Genomic DNA, 16,808 nt, shown 5'->3' with positions numbered 1-16,808 from the left:
GCCCCCTAGCGGGACACCCGCAGCAGCACCACCGACCGGGCCCCCACCGCGAGCACCTCCCCGCCCCGGTGGACCGTGCCCGGCGGCCCGGACTGGTCCTCGCGGGCCGTGTCCACGACCAGTTCGTACGTCTCCGCCCACGGCGGGCCCGGCAGCCGGAAGTCCAGGGGGCGGTGGCCGGAGTGCAGGACGGCGAGGAAGCTGTCGTCGGTGATCCGCTCGCCCCGCGCGTCCCGGCCCGGGATGTCCCGGCCCGACAGGTAGAGGCCCAGCGTCCCCGTCCGCGCGTACCAGTCGCCCTCCGTCATCTCGGTCCCCCCGGCCGTGAACCAGGCCAGGTCCCGCAGCCCGTCCGCCCGCTGCGGCCGGCCGGAGAAGAAGGCCCGGCGGCGCAGCACCGGATGCCGGTGGCGCAGCGCGAGCAGCCGCCGGGACAGGGCGAGGAGCTGGGCCCGGCCGGGGTCCTCCGGCAGCGACCAGTCGAGCCAGCCGATCTCGTTGTCCTGGCAGTACGCGTTGTTGTTGCCGCCCTGGGTGCGGCCCATCTCGTCGCCGGAGACCAGCATCGGCACCCCGGTCGACAGGAGGAGGGTGGTGAGCAGGTTGCGCTGCTGGCGCAGCCGCAGCGCCCCGATCTCCGGGTCGTCGGTCTCGCCCTCCGCGCCGCAGTTCCAGGAGCGGTTGTCGTGGGTGCCGTCCCGGTTGCCCTCGCCGTTGGCCTCGTTGTGCTTCCGCTCGTACGTGACGAGGTCCCGCAGCGTGAAGCCGTCGTGGGCGGTGACGAAGTTGACCGAGGCGTACGGCCGGCGCCCGCCCCAGGCGTACAGGTCGCTGGAGCCGGAGAGCCGGTAGCCCAGGTCCCGCACGTCCGGCAGCGCCCCGCGCCAGAAGTCCCGCACCGCGTCCCGGTAGCGGTCGTTCCACTCGGTCCACAGGGGAGGGAAGGCCCCCACCTGGTAGCCGCCGTTGCCCACGTCCCAGGGCTCCGCGATCAGCTTCACCCGGCGCAGCACCGGGTCCTGGGCGATGACCGCGAGGAAGGGGGAGAGCATGTCGACGTCGTGGAAGGAGCGGGCGAGCGCCGCCGCCAGGTCGAAGCGGAAGCCGTCCACCCCCATCTCCGTCACCCAGTAGCGCAGGCTGTCGGTGATGAGCCGCAGCACCTGCGGCTGCACCACGTGCAGGGTGTTGCCGCAGCCCGTGTAGTCGGCGTACCGGCGGGCGTCGGACTGGAGCCGGTAGTAGCCCCGGTTGTCGATGCCCTTCAGGGAGAGGGTCGGGCCCAGCTCGCCCGCCTCCGCCGTGTGGTTGTAGACCACGTCGAGGATGACCTCGATCCCGGCCGCGTGCAGCGCCCGCACCATCTTCTTGAACTCGCCGACCTGCTGCCCGGCCGTCCCCGAGGACGAGTAGCCGGCGTGCGGCGCGAAGTAGCCGACGGAGTTGTACCCCCAGTAGTTGCGCAGGCCCCGCCGCAGCAGGTGGTCCTCGTGCGCGAACTGGTGCACCGGCAGCAGCTCGACCGCCGTCACCCCGAGCCGTACGAGGTGGTCGACCGCGGCCGGGTGCGCGAGCCCCGCGTACGTGCCGCGCAGGTGCTCGGGGATGCCCGGGTGCAGCTTGGTGAAGCCCTTGACGTGCACCTCGTAGATGACCGAGTCCTGCCAGGGCGTCTTGGGCCTGCGGTCGTCGGACCAGTCGTCGTCGTCGTGGACGACGACCCCCTTCGGGACGTGCGGGGCGGAGTCCCGCTCGTCGCGGACGGTGTCGGCCACGTGCTGCTGCGGCCAGTCCCGCACGTGCCCGTACACCTCGTGCGGAAGGGAGAACTCGCCGTCGACGGCCCGCGCGTACGGGTCGAGGAGCAGCTTCGCCGGGTTCCACCGGGCGCCCGTCCAAGGGTCCCAGCGGCCGTGCACCCGGTAGCCGTACCGCTGTCCCGGGCCGATCCCGGGCACGAAGCCGTGCCAGATCTCGTGGGTCAGCTCGGTCAGCGGCAGCCGCGTCTCCGTCCCGTCCCCGTCGAACAGACACAGCTCGACGGCCTCCGCCCCGCCCGCCCACAGGGCGAAGTTGGTGCCCGCGACCCCGCCGGGTCCGACCCGGCAGCGGGCGCCCAGGGGCGTCGGCGCCCCCGGCCACACGGGCGGCCCCGCCCGCTCCAGGGCACGCTGCTGTACCGCCTCCTGCTCGGCTGCGCTCGCCACCGTCCGGCCTCCCGCGGCTCCGTCGGGTCCGCGCGCGGGGAGCGGTGGCGTCCCGGCCACCGCTCCCCGCGCGAGGTTCTCCCCCTGTTCTGCCCGCACGGCCGTGCTCCCAACATGGCCCGCGCGCACGTTTCCCCTGGAGGGTGGCCGTCGTTGGGCCGGGCGTGAGATCTGTATGGAAGAGGGCGGGGCACGTCCTCGCGGTGGCGGGACTGCTGGCGGGCCTCGCGGGCTGCACCGGAGCGGACGGCGGCAGGGGCGTCGACCTCTCCCTGCCGGGCAAGGGGCGGGCCCCCGGCGACGTCATCCGGGTCACCCCGGAGGACGGCAGCCGCGCGGTCCCGACCGGAGGACCGGTCGAAGTGAGGGTGGACAGCGGACGGCTCGAACGGGTGAACGTCGCCCGGGTGGAGGACGGCCGGCGGACCGAGCTCGCCGGGGAGGTCTCCGCCGACGGGCTGCGCTGGCGGCCGTCGGCCCCCGGCGGGCTCGCGCCGGCCGCCAAGTACAGCGTGGACGCCGTCGCGCTCGACGCGCACGGACGCCGCTCGGCCCGCCACACCACCTTCAGCACCGTGGTGCCCGAGTCCCGCTTCATCGGCTACTTCAAGCCGGAGAACCGTTCCACGGTCGGCACCGGCATGATCGTCTCCTTCACCTTCAGCCGGCCCGTCGAGAACCGGGCCGCGGTCGAGCGCGCCGTCCGGATCACCTCGGACCCGCCGGTGGAGGTCTCCGGCCACTGGTTCGGCAAGGAGCGGCTCGACTTCCGCCCGGAGCGGTACTGGGCCGCCGGCACCCGGGTCACCGTCGACATCGGCCTGCGGGACGTCGAGGGGGCGCCCGGCGTGTACGGGATCCAGCGGAAGAAGGTCGGCTTCACCGTCGGCCGCTCCCAGGTCTCCGTCGTGGACGCCGCCGCGCACACCATGGAGGTCCGCAGGGACGGCGAGGTCCTGGCCACCCTGCCGATCACCGCGGGAGCGCCGAAGACCACCACGTACAACGGGAAGATGGTCGTCACCGAGCTGTACGACGTGACCCGGATGAACGGCGCCACGGTCGGCTTCGGCGGCGAGTACGACATCAAGGACGTGCCGCACGCGATGCGGCTCACCGAGTCCGGGACCTTCCTGCACGGCAACTACTGGGCCCCGCCCGAGACCTTCGGCACCGCCAACGTCAGCCACGGCTGCGTGGGGCTCCGGGACGAGAAGGGCGGCAGCGAACGCTCGCCCGCGGGCTGGTTCTTCGACCGGACCCTCGTCGGCGACGTGGTGGAGGTGGTCAACTCCCGGGACCGGAAGGTCGCCCCCGACAACGGGCTCGGCGGCTGGAACACGGACTGGAAGAGCTGGAAGGCCGGCTCCGCGCTCCGCTGACCCCCGTCGCTCCCGTCGCCCCCGCCACCCCCGCCGCTTCCATCGTCGTCGCACGTCGATCGGGACGGAACGGTGACATGCGCGAGGATCTTTCGTGTCCTGCGGTGTGATTATCTAGCGCCGTGTGCGCGAGCGATGCGCACGGGGGTGGGGCCGTGGCGTTGCCGGGCCGTGCGAGGGGAGACGACCACAGTGAACGGGCAGCCGATATCGGGGGCACCGGCGGGGACCACGGGGAGGGGCCGGCGACGCGGGGGCGTCCGGCTCCAGGCCCTGGCGGCGGGGGCGCTGCTCCTGGTGCTCACCGCCTGCGGCGGGGGCGGCGGGGACGCCGCCGACGGCGCGAAGGGCCCGCAGGCCCAGGACGCCGGCCGGCAGGACAACGCGGCCTCCCAGGCCGTCGTGACGATCCTTCCGAAGGACGGCGCCGACTCGGTCGCCACCAGCGGCGCCCTCAAGGTGACCGCCCAGCAGGGCAAGCTGACCACGGTCACGGTCGCCGACTCCAAGGGCACCGCGGTCGAGGGCGAGATCGCGGCGGACGGCGCGAGCTGGCAGCCGACCGCGCACCTGGCCGGGGGCACCCAGTACAAGGTGCACGCCGTCGCGAAGGACGCCGAGGGCCGCGAGTCGGCGAAGGACACCACCTTCACGACCCTGGTCCCGAAGAACACCTTCATCGGCCACTACACGCCGGAGGACGGCTCGACCGTCGGCGTCGGCATGCCGGTCTCCATCAACTTCACCCGGGGCATCACCGACCCCGAGGCCGTCGAGAAGGCCATCAGGGTGACGGCCGTGCCGTCCGTCCCGATCGAGGGCCACTGGTTCGGCAACGACCGCCTCGACTTCCGCCCCGAGCAGTACTGGGCGGCCGGCACCAAGGTGACGGTCCATCTGAACCTGGACGGCGTCGAGGGCCGCCCCGGCGTCTACGGCAAGCAGAAGAAGACCATCACCTTCACCATCGGCCGCCGCCAGGTCTCCACCGTCGACGCCGGCGCCAAGACGATGAAGGTCGAGCGCGACGGGAAGATCGTCAAGACGCTGCCGATCACCGCGGGCGCGCCGTCCACGACCACGTACAACGGTCAGATGGTCATCAGCGAGAAGTACAAGGTGACCCGGATGAACGGCGCCACCGTCGGCTTCGGCGGGGAGTACGACATCAAGGACGTGCCGCACGCGATGCGCCTGTCCACCTCGGGCACCTTCGTGCACGGCAACTACTGGGCCCCGAAGAGCACCTTCGGCTCGCAGAACGTCAGCCACGGCTGCGTCGGCCTCTCGGACACCCGGGGCGCGGGGGACGGCTCGACGCCGGCCGCCTGGTTCTACGACAGCTCGATCATCGGTGACGTGGTCGTCGTGAAGAACTCCAAGGACAAGCAGATCAAGCCGGAGAACGGCCTCAACGGCTGGAACATGCCGTGGTCGGAGTGGACCGCCTAGGCGTTCCGGAGCTTTTCGGCGGGGCCCGGTGCTGTGAGCAACAGCACCGGGCCCGTTGTCGTTAACGACCCCTAACCTTCTCCCATGACTGTGAACCTCGAAGTCGCCGAAGGCGTCGGCACGATCCGCCTCGACCGCCCCCCGATGAACGCCCTGGACGTCGCCACCCAGGACCGGCTGCGCGAGCTCGCCCAGGAGGCGACCGACCGCGACGACGTGCGGGCCGTGGTCCTGTACGGCGGCGAGAAGGTGTTCGCGGCCGGCGCGGACATCAAGGAGATGCAGGTCATGGACCACGTGGCCATGGTCAAGCGCTCGCGCGCCCTCCAGGACGCCTTCACCGCCGTCGCCCGCATCCCCAAGCCGGTCGTCGCCGCGATCACCGGCTACGCGCTCGGCGGCGGCTGCGAGCTGGCGCTCTGCGCCGACTACCGGATCGCCGCCGACAACGCCAAGCTCGGCCAGCCCGAGATCCTGCTCGGCCTGATCCCGGGCGCGGGCGGCACCCAGCGCCTCTCCCGCCTCGTCGGCCCCTCCAGGGCCAAGGACCTCATCTTCACCGGCCGGATGGTGAAGGCGGACGAGGCCCTCTCCCTCGGCCTGGTCGACCGGGTCGTCCCGGCCGCCGAGGTGTACGAGCAGGCGCACGCGTGGGCCGCGAAGCTGGCGCAGGGCCCGGCCGTCGCCCTGCGGGCCGCGAAGGAGGCGGTCGACCAGGGTCTGGAGACCGACATCGACACCGGTCTGGCCATCGAGCGCACCTGGTTCGCCGCCCTGTTCGCCACCGAGGACCGCGAGCGCGGGATGCGCAGCTTCGTCGAGGAGGGCCCGGGGAAGGCGAAATTCGGCTGACCTGACCGAAAGCGGCCCGTAGGACGGTCCGCCGGGGATCCGCCGGGGGTCGATTCCGGCGGAACGGCCCCCGCGGGCCGCTCCGTGCGGCCATGATGAGGGGCATGGCGGGCCTGGAGGACAGGGAACAACCACGGCGGCGCGCGAGCGCCGCCGCGGAGCGGTGGTCACTGACCGCGGACGACCAACAGGCCGCCGAAGCGGTGGAGTTGTACGGCAATCCGGCGGAGGACGACGTCCGGTTGCCGTCCCTGCCCGAGTCCGCGTGGGTGGCCCGCAGACTCACGCAGTACGTGCTGATGAACCAGTGGGGGCTGGGACCGCAGCTCACCGAGCACGCGGTCCTCCTGGTCTCGGAGCTGGTGGGCAACGCCGTCCGGCACACCGGCGCCCGGGTCTTCGCGCTCCGGTTGCAGAAGGGCCGGGGCCGGATCCGGGTCGAGGTGCGCGACCCCTCGCGCGGGCTGCCCTGTCTGATGCCGGTGCACGAGCTGGACACGAGCGGCCGGGGGCTCTTCCTCGTCGACAAGCTGGCGGACCGGTGGGGCGCGGACCTGGCGCCGCGCGGCAAGACGACCTGGTTCGAGATGCGGGTCGCGGACCGCCCCTGAAGCACCTGCCCCCGGACGCACGGAAGCCCCCGTGCGCCGTGGTGGGGCGAGCTGGGGGCTTCCGTGTGAGGCGCCGTGGACGGGGGGGTGTATCCACGGCCGCTGTGTCGACCTGGCCCGGGTCAATGGGGGTCGTGTCGACGACTATGTCAGACAAGTACCCGCATCACCAAACGTCCCTAGCGGGGCAAAATCGGGCAAACATGAACACTTTAACTGTGAATCGTTGGTGACATATGGAACTCGCCTTGCAAACAGTGAATGGCTATGCGGTTCACTGTTTGTTTCCCGGGGTCGTCCGCATGCTGGATGCCTGGCGAGGGGCTGTGGACGTCCCGGATCGGCCCACCGAGCCGGGGCGGCTAATCTGACCCCGTCAGACAAGCACCATGAAGGGGCGGAAACAGTGGCGGACATCGAGTCGGCACGCACGGCATTCAACCGGTACGACGTGGACGGGGACGGCTTCATCACCGCCGCGGAGTACAAGAGCGTGATGGCGCAGCTGGGCGACTTCAACGTCACCGAGACGGTCGCCGAGGCGCTCATCAAGCAGCGCGACGACAACGGCGACGGCCGGCTGTCGTGGGACGAGTTCTGGTCGCACCTCAGCAAGGCCTGATCCGCCCGCCCGGACGGGCCGCGCGACCCGTGGTCGCCGCCCGTCCGGGGCCCGGCCCGACACCCGGAGGAACCCGATGGGCCTGGTGGACCACCAGGAGGTGGACGTCACCGTCACGGCCGTGGCCCGTGTCGGGTCACAGGTGGACGCGGACGGGGTCACCGGCTTCGTCGACCAGGCGAAACACCCGTCGTGGCGGTCGGCCGACGTCCCTCCTCCGCGGGTCGGCGACCGCCTCCACGCCGTGGTCCTCGACGATTCCAGGACCCCTCCGCGGCTCAGCGCCCTCGAAAGGGACATCGAGATCGCGCGCGTGCTGCGCGGGCGCGCCTGAGCCCGTACGGCGGCCCGCCCGAGGCCGACGGCCTCAGCACTCGATGATGTTCACCGCCAGCCCGCCGCGGGCCGTCTCCTTGTACTTGACGCTCATGTCGGCGCCCGTCTCCTTCATGGTCTTGATGACCTTGTCCAGGGAGACCAGGTGGCTGCCGTCGCCGCGCATCGACATCTTCGCCGCCGTGACGGCCTTGACCGCCGCCATGCCGTTGCGCTCGATGCACGGGATCTGGACCAGGCCGCCGACCGGGTCGCAGGTCAGGCCCAGGTTGTGCTCCATGCCGATCTCGGCCGCGTTCTCCACCTGCTCCGGGGAGCCGCCCAGGACCTCGGCGAGGGCGCCCGCCGCCATCGAGCAGGCCGAGCCGACCTCGCCCTGGCAGCCGACCTCGGCGCCGGAGATCGAGGCGTTCTCCTTGAAGAGCATGCCGACCGCGCCGGCCGCGAGGAGGAAGCGGACCACGCCGTCCTCGTCCGCGCCCGGGACGAAGTTCATGTAGTAGTGCAGGACGGCGGGGATGATGCCGGCCGCGCCGTTCGTCGGGGCGGTGACCACCCGGCCGCCCGCCGCGTTCTCCTCGTTCACCGCCATCGCGTACAGGGTGATCCACTCCATGGCGTGCGCCGCCGGGTTCCCCTCGGAGCGCAGCTTGCGGGCCGAGTTCGCGGCGCGCCGGCGCACCTTCAGACCGCCGGGCAGGATGCCCTCGCGGGACATGCCGCGCGAGACGCAGGACTGCATGACCCGCCAGATCTCCAGGAGGCCCGCCCGGATCTCGTCCTCGGTCCGCCAGGCCTTCTCGTTCTCCAGCATCATTGCGGAGATCGACAGGCCGGTCTCCTTCGCGAGGCGGAGCAGCTCGTCGCCGGTGCGGAAGGGGTACTTCAGGACGGTGTCGTCCGGGACGATCGGGTTCTCGCCGGCCACCGCGTCCTCGTCGACCACGAAGCCGCCGCCGACCGAGTAGTACGTCTTCTCCAGGACGAGCCCGCCCTCCGCGTCGTACGCGAAGACCGTCATGCCGTTGGCGTGGTACGGGAGCGCCTTGCGCCGGTGCAGGACCAGGTCGGCGTCGAAGTCGAAGGGGATCTCGTGGGCGCCGACCAGGTTGATCCGGCCGCTCGCCTTGATCCGCTCGAACTCCTCGTCCGCGTGCTCGACGTCGACCGTGCGGGGCGAGTTCCCCTCCAGGCCGAGCAGGACGGCCTTCGGGGTGCCGTGGCCGTGGCCGGTGGCGCCGAGCGAGCCGTACAGCTCCGCCCGCACCTTCGCCGTGTGGGCCAGCAGGCCCTCGTTCTTCAGCCGGCGGGCGAACATCCGGGCCGCGCGCATGGGGCCCACCGTGTGGGAGCTCGACGGGCCGATGCCGATCGAGAACAGGTCGAAGACCGAGATGGCCACGGGAGGACTCCTTGTGGGGGCTGGACGTCGTTGTCTGCCGGGGTAGTGCAGAGAAGGCGTGCGGGCGGGGGACATGGGTCGGGGCACCGCGCCCGTTGTTCCAGTGTGCGCGGTGCCCCGGATGTCCGTACGAACAAAAGCGTACGAAATTACTTCAGTATCACTTCAGGCCGGGGTACAGCGGGTGCTTGTCCGCCAGGGCGGTCACCCGGGCCTTGAGGGCCTCGGCCTTCTCGGCGTCGAAGCCCGGCTTCAGGGTCTCGGCGATGACGTCCGCGACCTCGCGGAAGTCCTCGGCCCCGAAACCGCGGGTCGCGAGCGCCGGCGTGCCGATGCGCAGGCCGGAGGTGACCATCGGGGGGCGCGGGTCGTTCGGGACCGCGTTCCGGTTGACCGTGATGCCGACCTCGTGGAGGCGGTCCTCGGCCTGCTGGCCGTCCAGCTCCGAGTCGCGCAGGTCGACCAGGAGCAGGTGCACGTCCGTGCCGCCGGACAGGACCGAGACGCCGTGGGCCTTCACGTCGTCCTGGACCAGGCGCTCGGCGATGATCCGGGCGCCGTCCAGGGTGCGCTGCTGGCGCTCCTTGAACTCCTCCGAGGCCGCGACCTTGAAGGAGACGGCCTTGGCCGCGATCACGTGCTCCAGGGGGCCGCCCTGGAAGCCCGGGAAGACGGAGGAGTTCAGCTTCTTCGCGAACTCCTTCTTCGCCAGGATGATGCCGCCGCGCGGGCCGCCGAGCGTCTTGTGCGTGGTGGAGGTCACCACGTCCGCGTGCTCGACCGGGTTCGGGTGCAGACCGGCGGCGACCAGGCCCGCGAAGTGGGCCATGTCGACCCACAGGTAGGCGCCGACCTCGTCCGCGATCCGGCGGAACTCCGCGAAGTCCAGCTGGCGCGGGTAGGCCGACCAGCCCGCGATGATCACCTTCGGGCGGTGCTCCTTGGCGAGGCTCTCGACCTCGGCCATGTCGACCAGACCGGCCTCGTCCACGTGGTACGCGACCACGTCGAACTGCTTGCCGGAGAAGTTCAGGCGCATGCCGTGGGTGAGGTGGCCGCCGTGCGCCAGGTCCAGGCCCAGGATCGTGTCGCCCGGCTGGGCGATCGCGAAGAGGGCGGCCTGGTTCGCGGAGGCGCCGGAGTGCGGCTGGACGTTGGCGTACTCGGCGCCGAACAGGTCCTTGATCCGGTCGATGGCGATCTGCTCGGCCACGTCGACGTGCTCGCAGCCGCCGTAGTAGCGGCGGCCCGGGTAGCCCTCGGCGTACTTGTTGGTGAGGACGGAGCCCTGCGCCTCCATGACCGCGACCGGAGCGAAGTTCTCCGAGGCGATCATCTCGAGGGTGGACTGCTGACGGCGGAGCTCGGCGTCGACGGCGGCGGCGACGTCGGGGTCCAGCTCGTGGAGGGGAGTGTTCAGAAGCGACATGAATCGATCCCTAAGGGGTCTCGGGCCCGGTCTCAGTTCCCGGCGGAGAACGCGGCGTACTCGTCGGCGGTGAGCAGGTCGTCCGGCTCACCCGCGACGCGCACCTTGAACAGCCAGCCACCCTCGAACGGAGCCGTGTTCACCAGCGACGGGTCGTCCACCACGTCCTGGTTGGCGGCGACGACCTCACCCGAGACGGGGGAGTACAGGTCGCTCACGGACTTCGTCGACTCCAGCTCGCCGCAGGTCTCGCCCGCGGTGACGGTGTCGCCGACCTCGGGGAGCTGGGCGTAGACGACGTCACCGAGCGCGTTGGCCGCGAACTCCGTGATGCCGACGGTCGCGACGCCGTCCTCGGCGTCCGACAGCCACTCGTGCTCCTTGGTGTACCGCAGCTGCTGGGGGTTGCTCATGACCTGATTCTCCTGGATCGGGGGAGTGCTGATGAACGTCGGTCTTGCGGGGTGAGACGCGGAGTGGGACGGACGCGTCACTTCCGGCGCTTGTAGAACGGCAGCGCCACGACCTCGTACGGCTCGTGGGTGCCCCGGATGTCCACACCTACACCCTGGGCGCCGGGCTCCGCGTGCGCCGCGTCCACGTACGCCATCGCGATCGGCTTTCCGAGGGTCGGGGACGGGGCCCCGGAGGTGACCTCGCCGACGACCTCGCCGTCCTTGACGACGGAGAACCCGGCGCGCGGGACCCGGCGGCCCTCGGCGATCAGGCCGACCAGCCTGCGCGGCGGGGCGGTCTCGGCGCGCTCGGCGGCCTTCTCCAGGGCCTCGCGGCCGACGAAGCGGCCCCCATTGGTCGTCTTCTCGAACTTCACGACCCGGCCGAGACCGGCGTCGAAGGGGGTCAGGGAGGTGGTCAGCTCGTGGCCGTACAGCGGCATGCCCGCCTCCAGGCGGAGCGTGTCGCGGCAGGACAGGCCGCAGGGGATCAGGCCGACGCCCTCGCCCGCCCCGGTCAGCGCCCTCCACACGCCCTCGGCGTGCTCCGGCTTCAGGAAGAGCTCGAAGCCGTCCTCGCCGGTGTAGCCGGTGCGGGCGATCAGCGCGGGCACGCCCGCGACCGTGCCCGGCAGGCCGGCGTAGTACTTCAGGCCGTCCAGGTCGGCGTCGGTGACCGACTTCAGGATGCCGGGGGACTCCGGGCCCTGGACCGCGATCAGGGCGTACGCGTCGCGGTCGTCGCGGACCTCGGCGTCGAAGCCGGCGGCGCGCTCGGTGAGGGCGTCCAGGACGGTCTGGGCGTTGGAGGCGTTGGCGACGACCATGTACTCGGTCTCGCCCAGGCGGTAGACGATCAGGTCGTCCAGGATGCCGCCGTCCTCGCGACAGATCATCGTGTACCGGGCGCGGCCCGTGCCCACCGTGGAGATGTTGCCGACCAGGGCGAAGTCGAGCAGCTCGACGGCCTGCGGCCCGGTGACGGTGATCTCGCCCATGTGGGAGAGGTCGAAGAGGCCGGCCCGGGTGCGGACCGCGTTGTGCTCGTCGCGCTCGCTGCCGTACCGCAGCGGCATGTCCCAGCCGGCGAAGTCGGTCATGGTCGCGCCCAGCGAACGATGCAGGGCATCGAGGGCGGTCAGGCGGGGGGCAGAGGTCATGGGGTGGCTCCCGGGTCCCAAGGGCGTGATCGGTGACGAAGGCATGACGGGCGAGGACGTCCTCCCCATCTGTCATGGAACCTGAGAGGTTCACCGGGGGCACCTCGTCACCGAGAGCCCGGCTTGCACCTTGGGTGGGGACACTGGGTGTCCCGCTTTTCAGATCTGCCTCATCCACGCGGTACGGGGCCTGAGAGATTCAAGGGAGGGTCTTGCTCCTTCGGCGCCCGGACGCACCGGGTGGTCACCCACTCCGTGGTCCGGAACTCTCCCGCGCGGATTCGAACGGCCGGTATGCGGTTGTACAGGCGACCGTGGGCGCCTGGCGCGCACATCATTGCACGCGGTGTCGGCGCGGCAAATCGCTTGTGCCCCATTACCGTTTCTTTACACTTCTTGGGAAGGGTCTCCTGAGGCCCGTCAGGGGGAGACAGCGATGACGTTCCAGCACACCGGTACGTATGCGACGAGTACCGGCATACCGTCCCCACGGGCCCGCGCCCGGACCCGGAGACGGGGCCGGACCCTGCGGGACCTGCGCGAGCGCGGCGGCCGGGGCCCCCGCGCCCTGGTGTTCGCGGCCGGGGACCTCGTGGTCGTCTCCGGGCTGCCCGGCAGCGGCAAGTCCACCCTGATGAAGCGGACCGCCGGGGGCCGGGGCATCGACTCCCAGGACGCCCGGGAGCGCTGGGAGGCCCGGATGCCCCGCCTCCTGCCGTACGCCCTCTACCGCCCCCTGGTCCGGATCGCGCACTACGCCGGGCTGCGCCGCGCCCTGCGCTCCGGCGCGAGCGTGGTCGTGCACGACTGCGGCACCCAGTCCTGGGTGCGCGGCTGGCTCGCCCGCGAGGCCCGCCGCCGGGGGAGCGACCTGCACCTGGTCCTCCTCGACGTCACCCCGGACACCGCGAGGGCCGGGCAGCACGCCCGGGGCCGGGGCGTCTCCGCGTACGCCTTCGCCCGGCACCGGCGCGCGGTCGGCCGGCTGCTGCGGGCCGCCGAGACCGGCCGGCTCCCGCACGGCTGCGCCTCGGCGACCCTGCTCGACCGGGAGGCCGCCGACACCCTCCGGACGATCACCTTCGGGGAGACGGCCTGACCCCCCCTCACGGCGCGTCCGGGGCGCTCGTACCCTTCTCTTCCGGCCACGGCGGCGCCGGGGCGGCGTTAGGGTGCTGCCGGGCGGCCGGGTACGGCAGGCCGTGCGGAGAAGGGGAGTGGGACCGTGGACGTGACGTGGCCGGGCAACGAGCTCGAAGAGGTCCTCGCCGCCTCGCTCGGCAATCCCGAGGCGGGCGGCCGCCTCGTCGAGGTGCTGGGCCGCAGCCCGGTCTGGATCCCCCTGCCCAACGGCGGCGGCCCCGACAGCACCGACCTGGACCTCGCCACCATGGAGATCGACGGCGCGGCCTACGTGCCCGTCTTCAGCTCCGAGCAGCAGTTCCGCGCCTGCGCCGGCGACCACATGTCCTTCGCCGTCGCCCCCGCCCGCGACTTCGCCCGCGGCCTGCCCCCGCAGCTCGGCATCGCCGTGAACCCCGGCGGCACCGTCGGCGTCCCGCTGCCCCCGCCCGCCGTCGCCGAGCTCTGCCGCGTCGGCCGGACCCCGCTCGACGGTCCCGCGTCCGGCGGCCGCGTCCGGCTCTTCGAGCCCGACTGGCAGGACGACCCCGTCGACTTCCTCGCCGCCGCCTCCGCCGAGTTCGAGGCCACCGGCGTCGTCACCAGCGCCCGCCGGGCCCTCGCCAGCGTCGAGGGCACCGAACCGGCCCTCTTCATCGGCGTCCAGCTCTCCCGCTGGGAGGGCGCCGACCGCACCGCGCCCCTGGACGCCCTCGGCCGGGCCCTCGGCCGCGTCGAGGTCGCCTGGCCGGTCAACCTGATCCTGCTCGACATGGCGCAGGACCCGGTGGGCGACTGGATGGTGGACCGGGTCCGCCCCTTCTACCAGCGCGCCGCCGTGTGAGCGGCACCCCGTTCGGGGCCTGCCGGACGCCGCGGTCTGTCCGGCCCTGACCCGCCGGGCAGGCCCTAAGCTGAACTGACTCGACGGCCGCACCTGACCCGGTGGCCGCACAGACGTGGTGGACGGAAGAGGGGCGGGACCCAGGGTGAGTGCGTCAGGCACCGCTGCGACCGGTCAGATCGAGCACATGCTGCGCCAGGTGGCACCCGGACGCTACGACGCGTACGAGCGGCTGCTGCACGCCCTCGCCGACGGCGAGCTCCGGATGCTGCTCTGGCAGGGCTCGCCCGGCTCGCCCGACGCCCAGTACGGGAACATGGAGGTCGACGGCTTCGGCTACGCGCCCTGCGTCACCTCCGACCAGGAGCTCGCCGCCTCCGGCTGGAACCGCGCCCACGAGCGCGTCACCGGCCGCGAGATCGCCCGCGCCCTCTACCCCGACCGCTGGGGCGTCTGGCTGAATCCGCACGCCCCCGGCGGCGGCGTCGGCATCCCCTGGGCCGATCTGCGCCGGATCGCCACCGGCCTCGACCGGATGCCCGCCGGACCGCTGCGCGTCACCGAGCCCGCGCTGGAGGTCCCGCAGTTCTACGCCCTGATCACGCAGAACGCGCACCGCACCCCGGCCGTCCGGGCGCTGCGCCGCGGCTGGGTGCAGCCCGCGCTCGGCTCCCCGTACCTGGTCATCGGGCTCGACCTGTACGACACCTCCCCGGCGGCCGTCGACACGGTCCGGTCGATGATGCGCCAGTCCATCGGCTCCGTCCCCGACGGGCTGCCCGTCTCGACGGTCGCCCTCTCCGACGCGTACGACCCGGTGGCGCTCTGGCTGCGGGCGAACGCGCGCCCCTTCTACGACCGCGAGGCGCACGCCGCCCCGCCTGCCCCGGGATACGGCTATCCGCCCCGAGCGTGACCGGAAGACCGGGATGGCCGATCTGTCCGGTCGCGACACCTCCCGTTAACTCGCCCGCGCGCCAAGGGCGTTCGCCCAGGCCACGCACTTGTCCCGGAACTGCCCGGTTTGGCAAGTGTCCGGGTCTCGACTAGGTATCACCGTTATCCGGACTGTTCTCCAGCTCGTTGCCCGTGGGTAGTGTTCGGCCGGTCAAGACCTCTCCACACGGCTGATCCTGGGGTGGCCCCATGCGAATATTCAATTCCCGTACCGTTCGGGCGATCACGGTGGTGGCTGCCGCCGCGCTCGTCGCGACGGGCTGCTCCAGCGAGCGCGGAAAGGACGGCGCGAAGGGCGGTGCGAAGGACACCTTCGTGTTCGCCGGCGCCGGTGACCCCGGTTCCCTGGACCCCGCCCTCGCGAGCGACGGCGAGACCTTCCGGGTGACCCGGCAGGCCTTCGAAGCACTCCTGGAGCACGAGTCGGGAGGCAGCAAGCTCGTCGGCGGCCTCGCCGAGACGTGGTCCGCCAACCCCGCCGGCACGGTGTGGACGTTCAACCTGCGCAAGAACGTGAAGTTCCACGACGGCGAGGCGTTCAACGCCGCCGCCGTCTGCGCGAACTACGACCACTGGTTCAACTGGAAGGGCACCTACCAGTCCAGCTCGGTCTCGTACTACTGGCAGTCCATCATGGGCGGCTTCGCGAAGAACGAGGACGCCGAGGCGCCGAAGCCCAACTACAAGTCCTGCACGGCGAAGGACGAGAACACCGCGGTCATCGAGGTCAACGAGCCCTCCGCGCAGCTCCCCGGCGGCTTCTCCCTCCAGGCCCTCGCGATCCACTCGCCGAAGGCGATCAAGGAGTACGTGAAGCAGGACGCGTCCGCCAAGGGCGACGCCATCACGTACCCCAAGTACAGCCAGGAGGCCGGCACGGTCGCCGGCACCGGGCCGTACAGGATCACGAAGTGGAACAAGGGCAACAAGGAAGTCACCCTGGAGCGCTTCGACGACTACTGGGGCGACAAGGCCAAGGTGAAGAACCTGGTCTTCCGCACGATCGACACCGAGGAGGGCCGCCGCCAGGCGCTCCAGGCCGGTGACATCGACGGCTACGACCTGGTGTCGCCCGCGGACGTGAAGACCCTGGAGAAGGAGGGGTACAACGTCCCGACGCGTGACGTCTTCAACCTCTTCTACGTCGGCATGAGCCAGGAGAAGAACGCGGCGCTGAAGAAGCCCGCGGTCCGCCAGGCCATCGCCCACGCCATCGACCGCGAGAACCTCGTGAAGACCCAGCTGCCCGAGGGCGGCAAGGTGGCCACGCAGTTCATGCCCGACACCATCGCGGGCTACTCGGACAAGGTGAAGACGTACGCGTTCGACACCAACAAGTCCAAGGAGCTCCTGAAGGGCGCCGGCGAGTCCGCCCTCAAGGTCGAGTTCTGCTACCCGACCGAGGTCACCCGCCCGTACATGCCCGCCCCGCAGGACATGTTCGAGCTGATGAAGGCCGACCTGGAGAAGGCCGGCGTCACCGTCACCCCGAAGCCGATGAAGTGGGCCCCGGACTACCTGGACGCCACCGAGGCCGGCTCGTGCGACCTGCACATGCTCGGCTGGACCGGTGACTTCAACGACGGCTTCAACTTCATCGGCACCTGGTTCGCCGGGTACGACAAGCAGTGGGGCTTCAAGGAGCCGAAGGTCTTCGACGCCGTGAACGGCGCCTCCAAGATCGCCGACCCGGTCAAGCGCGTCGAGGCCTACAAGGCGGCCAACGAGGCGATCATGGAGTACCTGCCGGGTCTCCCGATCTCCTCCTCGCCCCCGGCCATCGCGTTCGGCAAGAACGTCAACCCGCCGAAGGTCTCCCCGCTGACGCAGGAGAACTTCGCCGAGGTCTCCTTCAAGTAATCGCCACCCGAGCGGGATTCGCCCGGCCACGTCGGACGTGGGGGGGGGGCGCCCCCCGCAGAACCCCCCCCCCAACAAAGGGGCCCCGGGGGGGGGGGCGGGGGGGACGGAAAAAAG

15 protein-coding genes and 1 riboswitch are annotated in these 16,808 nt (G+C 71.6%); of the genes, 10 read left to right on the top strand and 5 right to left on the bottom strand.

Translation table 11 applies throughout. The annotated features are described in order from the left end of the window. Positions 1-5 precede the first annotated feature (5 nt). Positions 6-2,207 carry a glycogen debranching protein GlgX gene (gene glgX / locus ACWGSR_RS30835; RefSeq protein WP_453571361.1) on the bottom strand — a complete coding sequence of 734 codons (2,202 nt, stop codon included), beginning with the start codon at positions 2,205-2,207 and terminating at the stop codon, positions 6-8. Positions 2,208-2,371: 164 nt separating this feature from the next. Between glgX and ACWGSR_RS30830 the strand changes: the two genes are divergently transcribed. The 6 genes from ACWGSR_RS30830 to ACWGSR_RS30805 all read left to right on the top strand — a co-directional run bounded on the left by ACWGSR_RS30830 (position 2,372) and on the right by ACWGSR_RS30805 (position 7,460). After that, positions 2,372-3,589: a L,D-transpeptidase gene (locus ACWGSR_RS30830; RefSeq protein WP_376236635.1), complete on the top strand. Its 1,218-nt coding sequence runs from the start codon at positions 2,372-2,374 to the stop codon at positions 3,587-3,589. Between the two features lie 192 nt (positions 3,590-3,781). After that, positions 3,782-5,041, top strand: coding sequence for a L,D-transpeptidase (locus tag ACWGSR_RS30825; RefSeq protein ID WP_376236638.1), 1,260 nt, complete (start codon positions 3,782-3,784; stop codon positions 5,039-5,041). Between the two features lie 84 nt (positions 5,042-5,125). After that, positions 5,126-5,893, top strand: coding sequence for an enoyl-CoA hydratase/isomerase family protein (locus ACWGSR_RS30820; protein ID WP_453571358.1), 768 nt, complete (start codon positions 5,126-5,128; stop codon positions 5,891-5,893). 104 nt (positions 5,894-5,997) lie between these two features. Continuing rightward, a complete protein-coding gene (locus ACWGSR_RS30815; protein ID WP_453571355.1) occupies positions 5,998-6,504 on the top strand; it encodes an ATP-binding protein in 507 nt (168 codons plus the stop codon). Positions 6,505-6,910: 406 nt separating this feature from the next. Continuing rightward, a complete protein-coding gene (locus ACWGSR_RS30810; protein WP_015036303.1) occupies positions 6,911-7,126 on the top strand; it encodes an EF-hand domain-containing protein in 216 nt (71 codons plus the stop codon). A gap of 76 nt (positions 7,127-7,202) precedes the next feature. Further along, positions 7,203-7,460, top strand: coding sequence for a hypothetical protein (locus ACWGSR_RS30805; RefSeq protein WP_453571353.1), 258 nt, complete (start codon positions 7,203-7,205; stop codon positions 7,458-7,460). Between the two features lie 33 nt (positions 7,461-7,493). Here ACWGSR_RS30805 and ACWGSR_RS30800 read toward each other — a convergent pair whose 3' ends face one another. The 4 genes from ACWGSR_RS30800 to gcvT form a co-directional block, all read right to left on the bottom strand. Continuing rightward, complete coding sequence (locus tag ACWGSR_RS30800; protein WP_376236649.1) at positions 7,494-8,864, bottom strand: L-serine ammonia-lyase; 1,371 nt, start codon at positions 8,862-8,864, stop codon at positions 7,494-7,496. A gap of 160 nt (positions 8,865-9,024) precedes the next feature. Beyond that, complete coding sequence (locus ACWGSR_RS30795; RefSeq protein WP_383157566.1) at positions 9,025-10,293, bottom strand: serine hydroxymethyltransferase; 1,269 nt, start codon at positions 10,291-10,293, stop codon at positions 9,025-9,027. A 32-nt stretch (positions 10,294-10,325) separates the two neighbouring features. Next, positions 10,326-10,706 (bottom strand): glycine cleavage system protein GcvH, encoded by a 381-nt coding sequence (gene gcvH / locus ACWGSR_RS30790; RefSeq protein ID WP_030218599.1) that lies wholly within the window; start codon positions 10,704-10,706, stop codon positions 10,326-10,328. A gap of 77 nt (positions 10,707-10,783) precedes the next feature. Continuing rightward, positions 10,784-11,908, bottom strand: coding sequence for a glycine cleavage system aminomethyltransferase GcvT (gene gcvT / locus ACWGSR_RS30785; protein WP_453571348.1), 1,125 nt, complete (start codon positions 11,906-11,908; stop codon positions 10,784-10,786). A 169-nt stretch (positions 11,909-12,077) separates the two neighbouring features. Then, positions 12,078-12,192: riboswitch (glycine riboswitch) on the bottom strand. Between the two features lie 152 nt (positions 12,193-12,344). Here gcvT and ACWGSR_RS30780 point away from each other — a divergent pair. From ACWGSR_RS30780 to ACWGSR_RS30765, 4 genes are all read left to right on the top strand, one after another. Then, positions 12,345-13,007 carry an AAA family ATPase gene (locus tag ACWGSR_RS30780; protein ID WP_453571345.1) on the top strand — a complete coding sequence of 221 codons (663 nt, stop codon included), beginning with the start codon at positions 12,345-12,347 and terminating at the stop codon, positions 13,005-13,007. A 126-nt stretch (positions 13,008-13,133) separates the two neighbouring features. Further along, on the top strand, positions 13,134-13,874 hold the full coding sequence (locus ACWGSR_RS30775; protein ID WP_376236658.1) for an enhanced serine sensitivity protein SseB: 741 nt from the start codon (positions 13,134-13,136) through the stop codon (positions 13,872-13,874). A gap of 145 nt (positions 13,875-14,019) precedes the next feature. Further along, a complete protein-coding gene (locus ACWGSR_RS30770) occupies positions 14,020-14,790 on the top strand; it encodes an enhanced serine sensitivity protein SseB C-terminal domain-containing protein (protein ID WP_376236661.1) in 771 nt (256 codons plus the stop codon). Positions 14,791-15,020: 230 nt separating this feature from the next. Then, entirely contained in the window at positions 15,021-16,691 is a 1,671-nt protein-coding gene (locus ACWGSR_RS30765; protein ID WP_376328739.1) for an ABC transporter substrate-binding protein, read from the top strand. Positions 16,692-16,808 lie beyond the last annotated feature (117 nt).

The sequence above is a fragment of the Streptomyces sp. NPDC055632 genome, assembly GCF_053618675.1.
Note: the sequence above shows the minus strand (reverse complement) of the source record. Positions and strands in the feature narration are given on the sequence as shown.

Excerpts from the sequence above, each read along its gene's own strand:
- ACWGSR_RS30820 (WP_453571358.1), top strand. The coding sequence starts at position 5,126 with ATGACTGTGAACCTCGAAGTCGCCGAAGGCGTCGGCACGATCCGCCTC.
- ACWGSR_RS30765 (WP_376328739.1), top strand. The coding sequence starts at position 15,021 with ATGCGAATATTCAATTCCCGTACCGTTCGGGCGATCACGGTGGTGGCT.
- ACWGSR_RS30780 (WP_453571345.1), top strand. The coding sequence starts at position 12,345 with ATGACGTTCCAGCACACCGGTACGTATGCGACGAGTACCGGCATACCG.
- ACWGSR_RS30815 (WP_453571355.1), top strand. The coding sequence starts at position 5,998 with ATGGCGGGCCTGGAGGACAGGGAACAACCACGGCGGCGCGCGAGCGCC.
- ACWGSR_RS30805 (WP_453571353.1), top strand. The coding sequence starts at position 7,203 with ATGGGCCTGGTGGACCACCAGGAGGTGGACGTCACCGTCACGGCCGTG.
- ACWGSR_RS30795 (WP_383157566.1), bottom strand. The coding sequence starts at position 10,293 with ATGTCGCTTCTGAACACTCCCCTCCACGAGCTGGACCCCGACGTCGCC.
- gcvT (WP_453571348.1), bottom strand. The coding sequence starts at position 11,908 with ATGACCTCTGCCCCCCGCCTGACCGCCCTCGATGCCCTGCATCGTTCG.
- gcvH (WP_030218599.1), bottom strand. The coding sequence starts at position 10,706 with ATGAGCAACCCCCAGCAGCTGCGGTACACCAAGGAGCACGAGTGGCTG.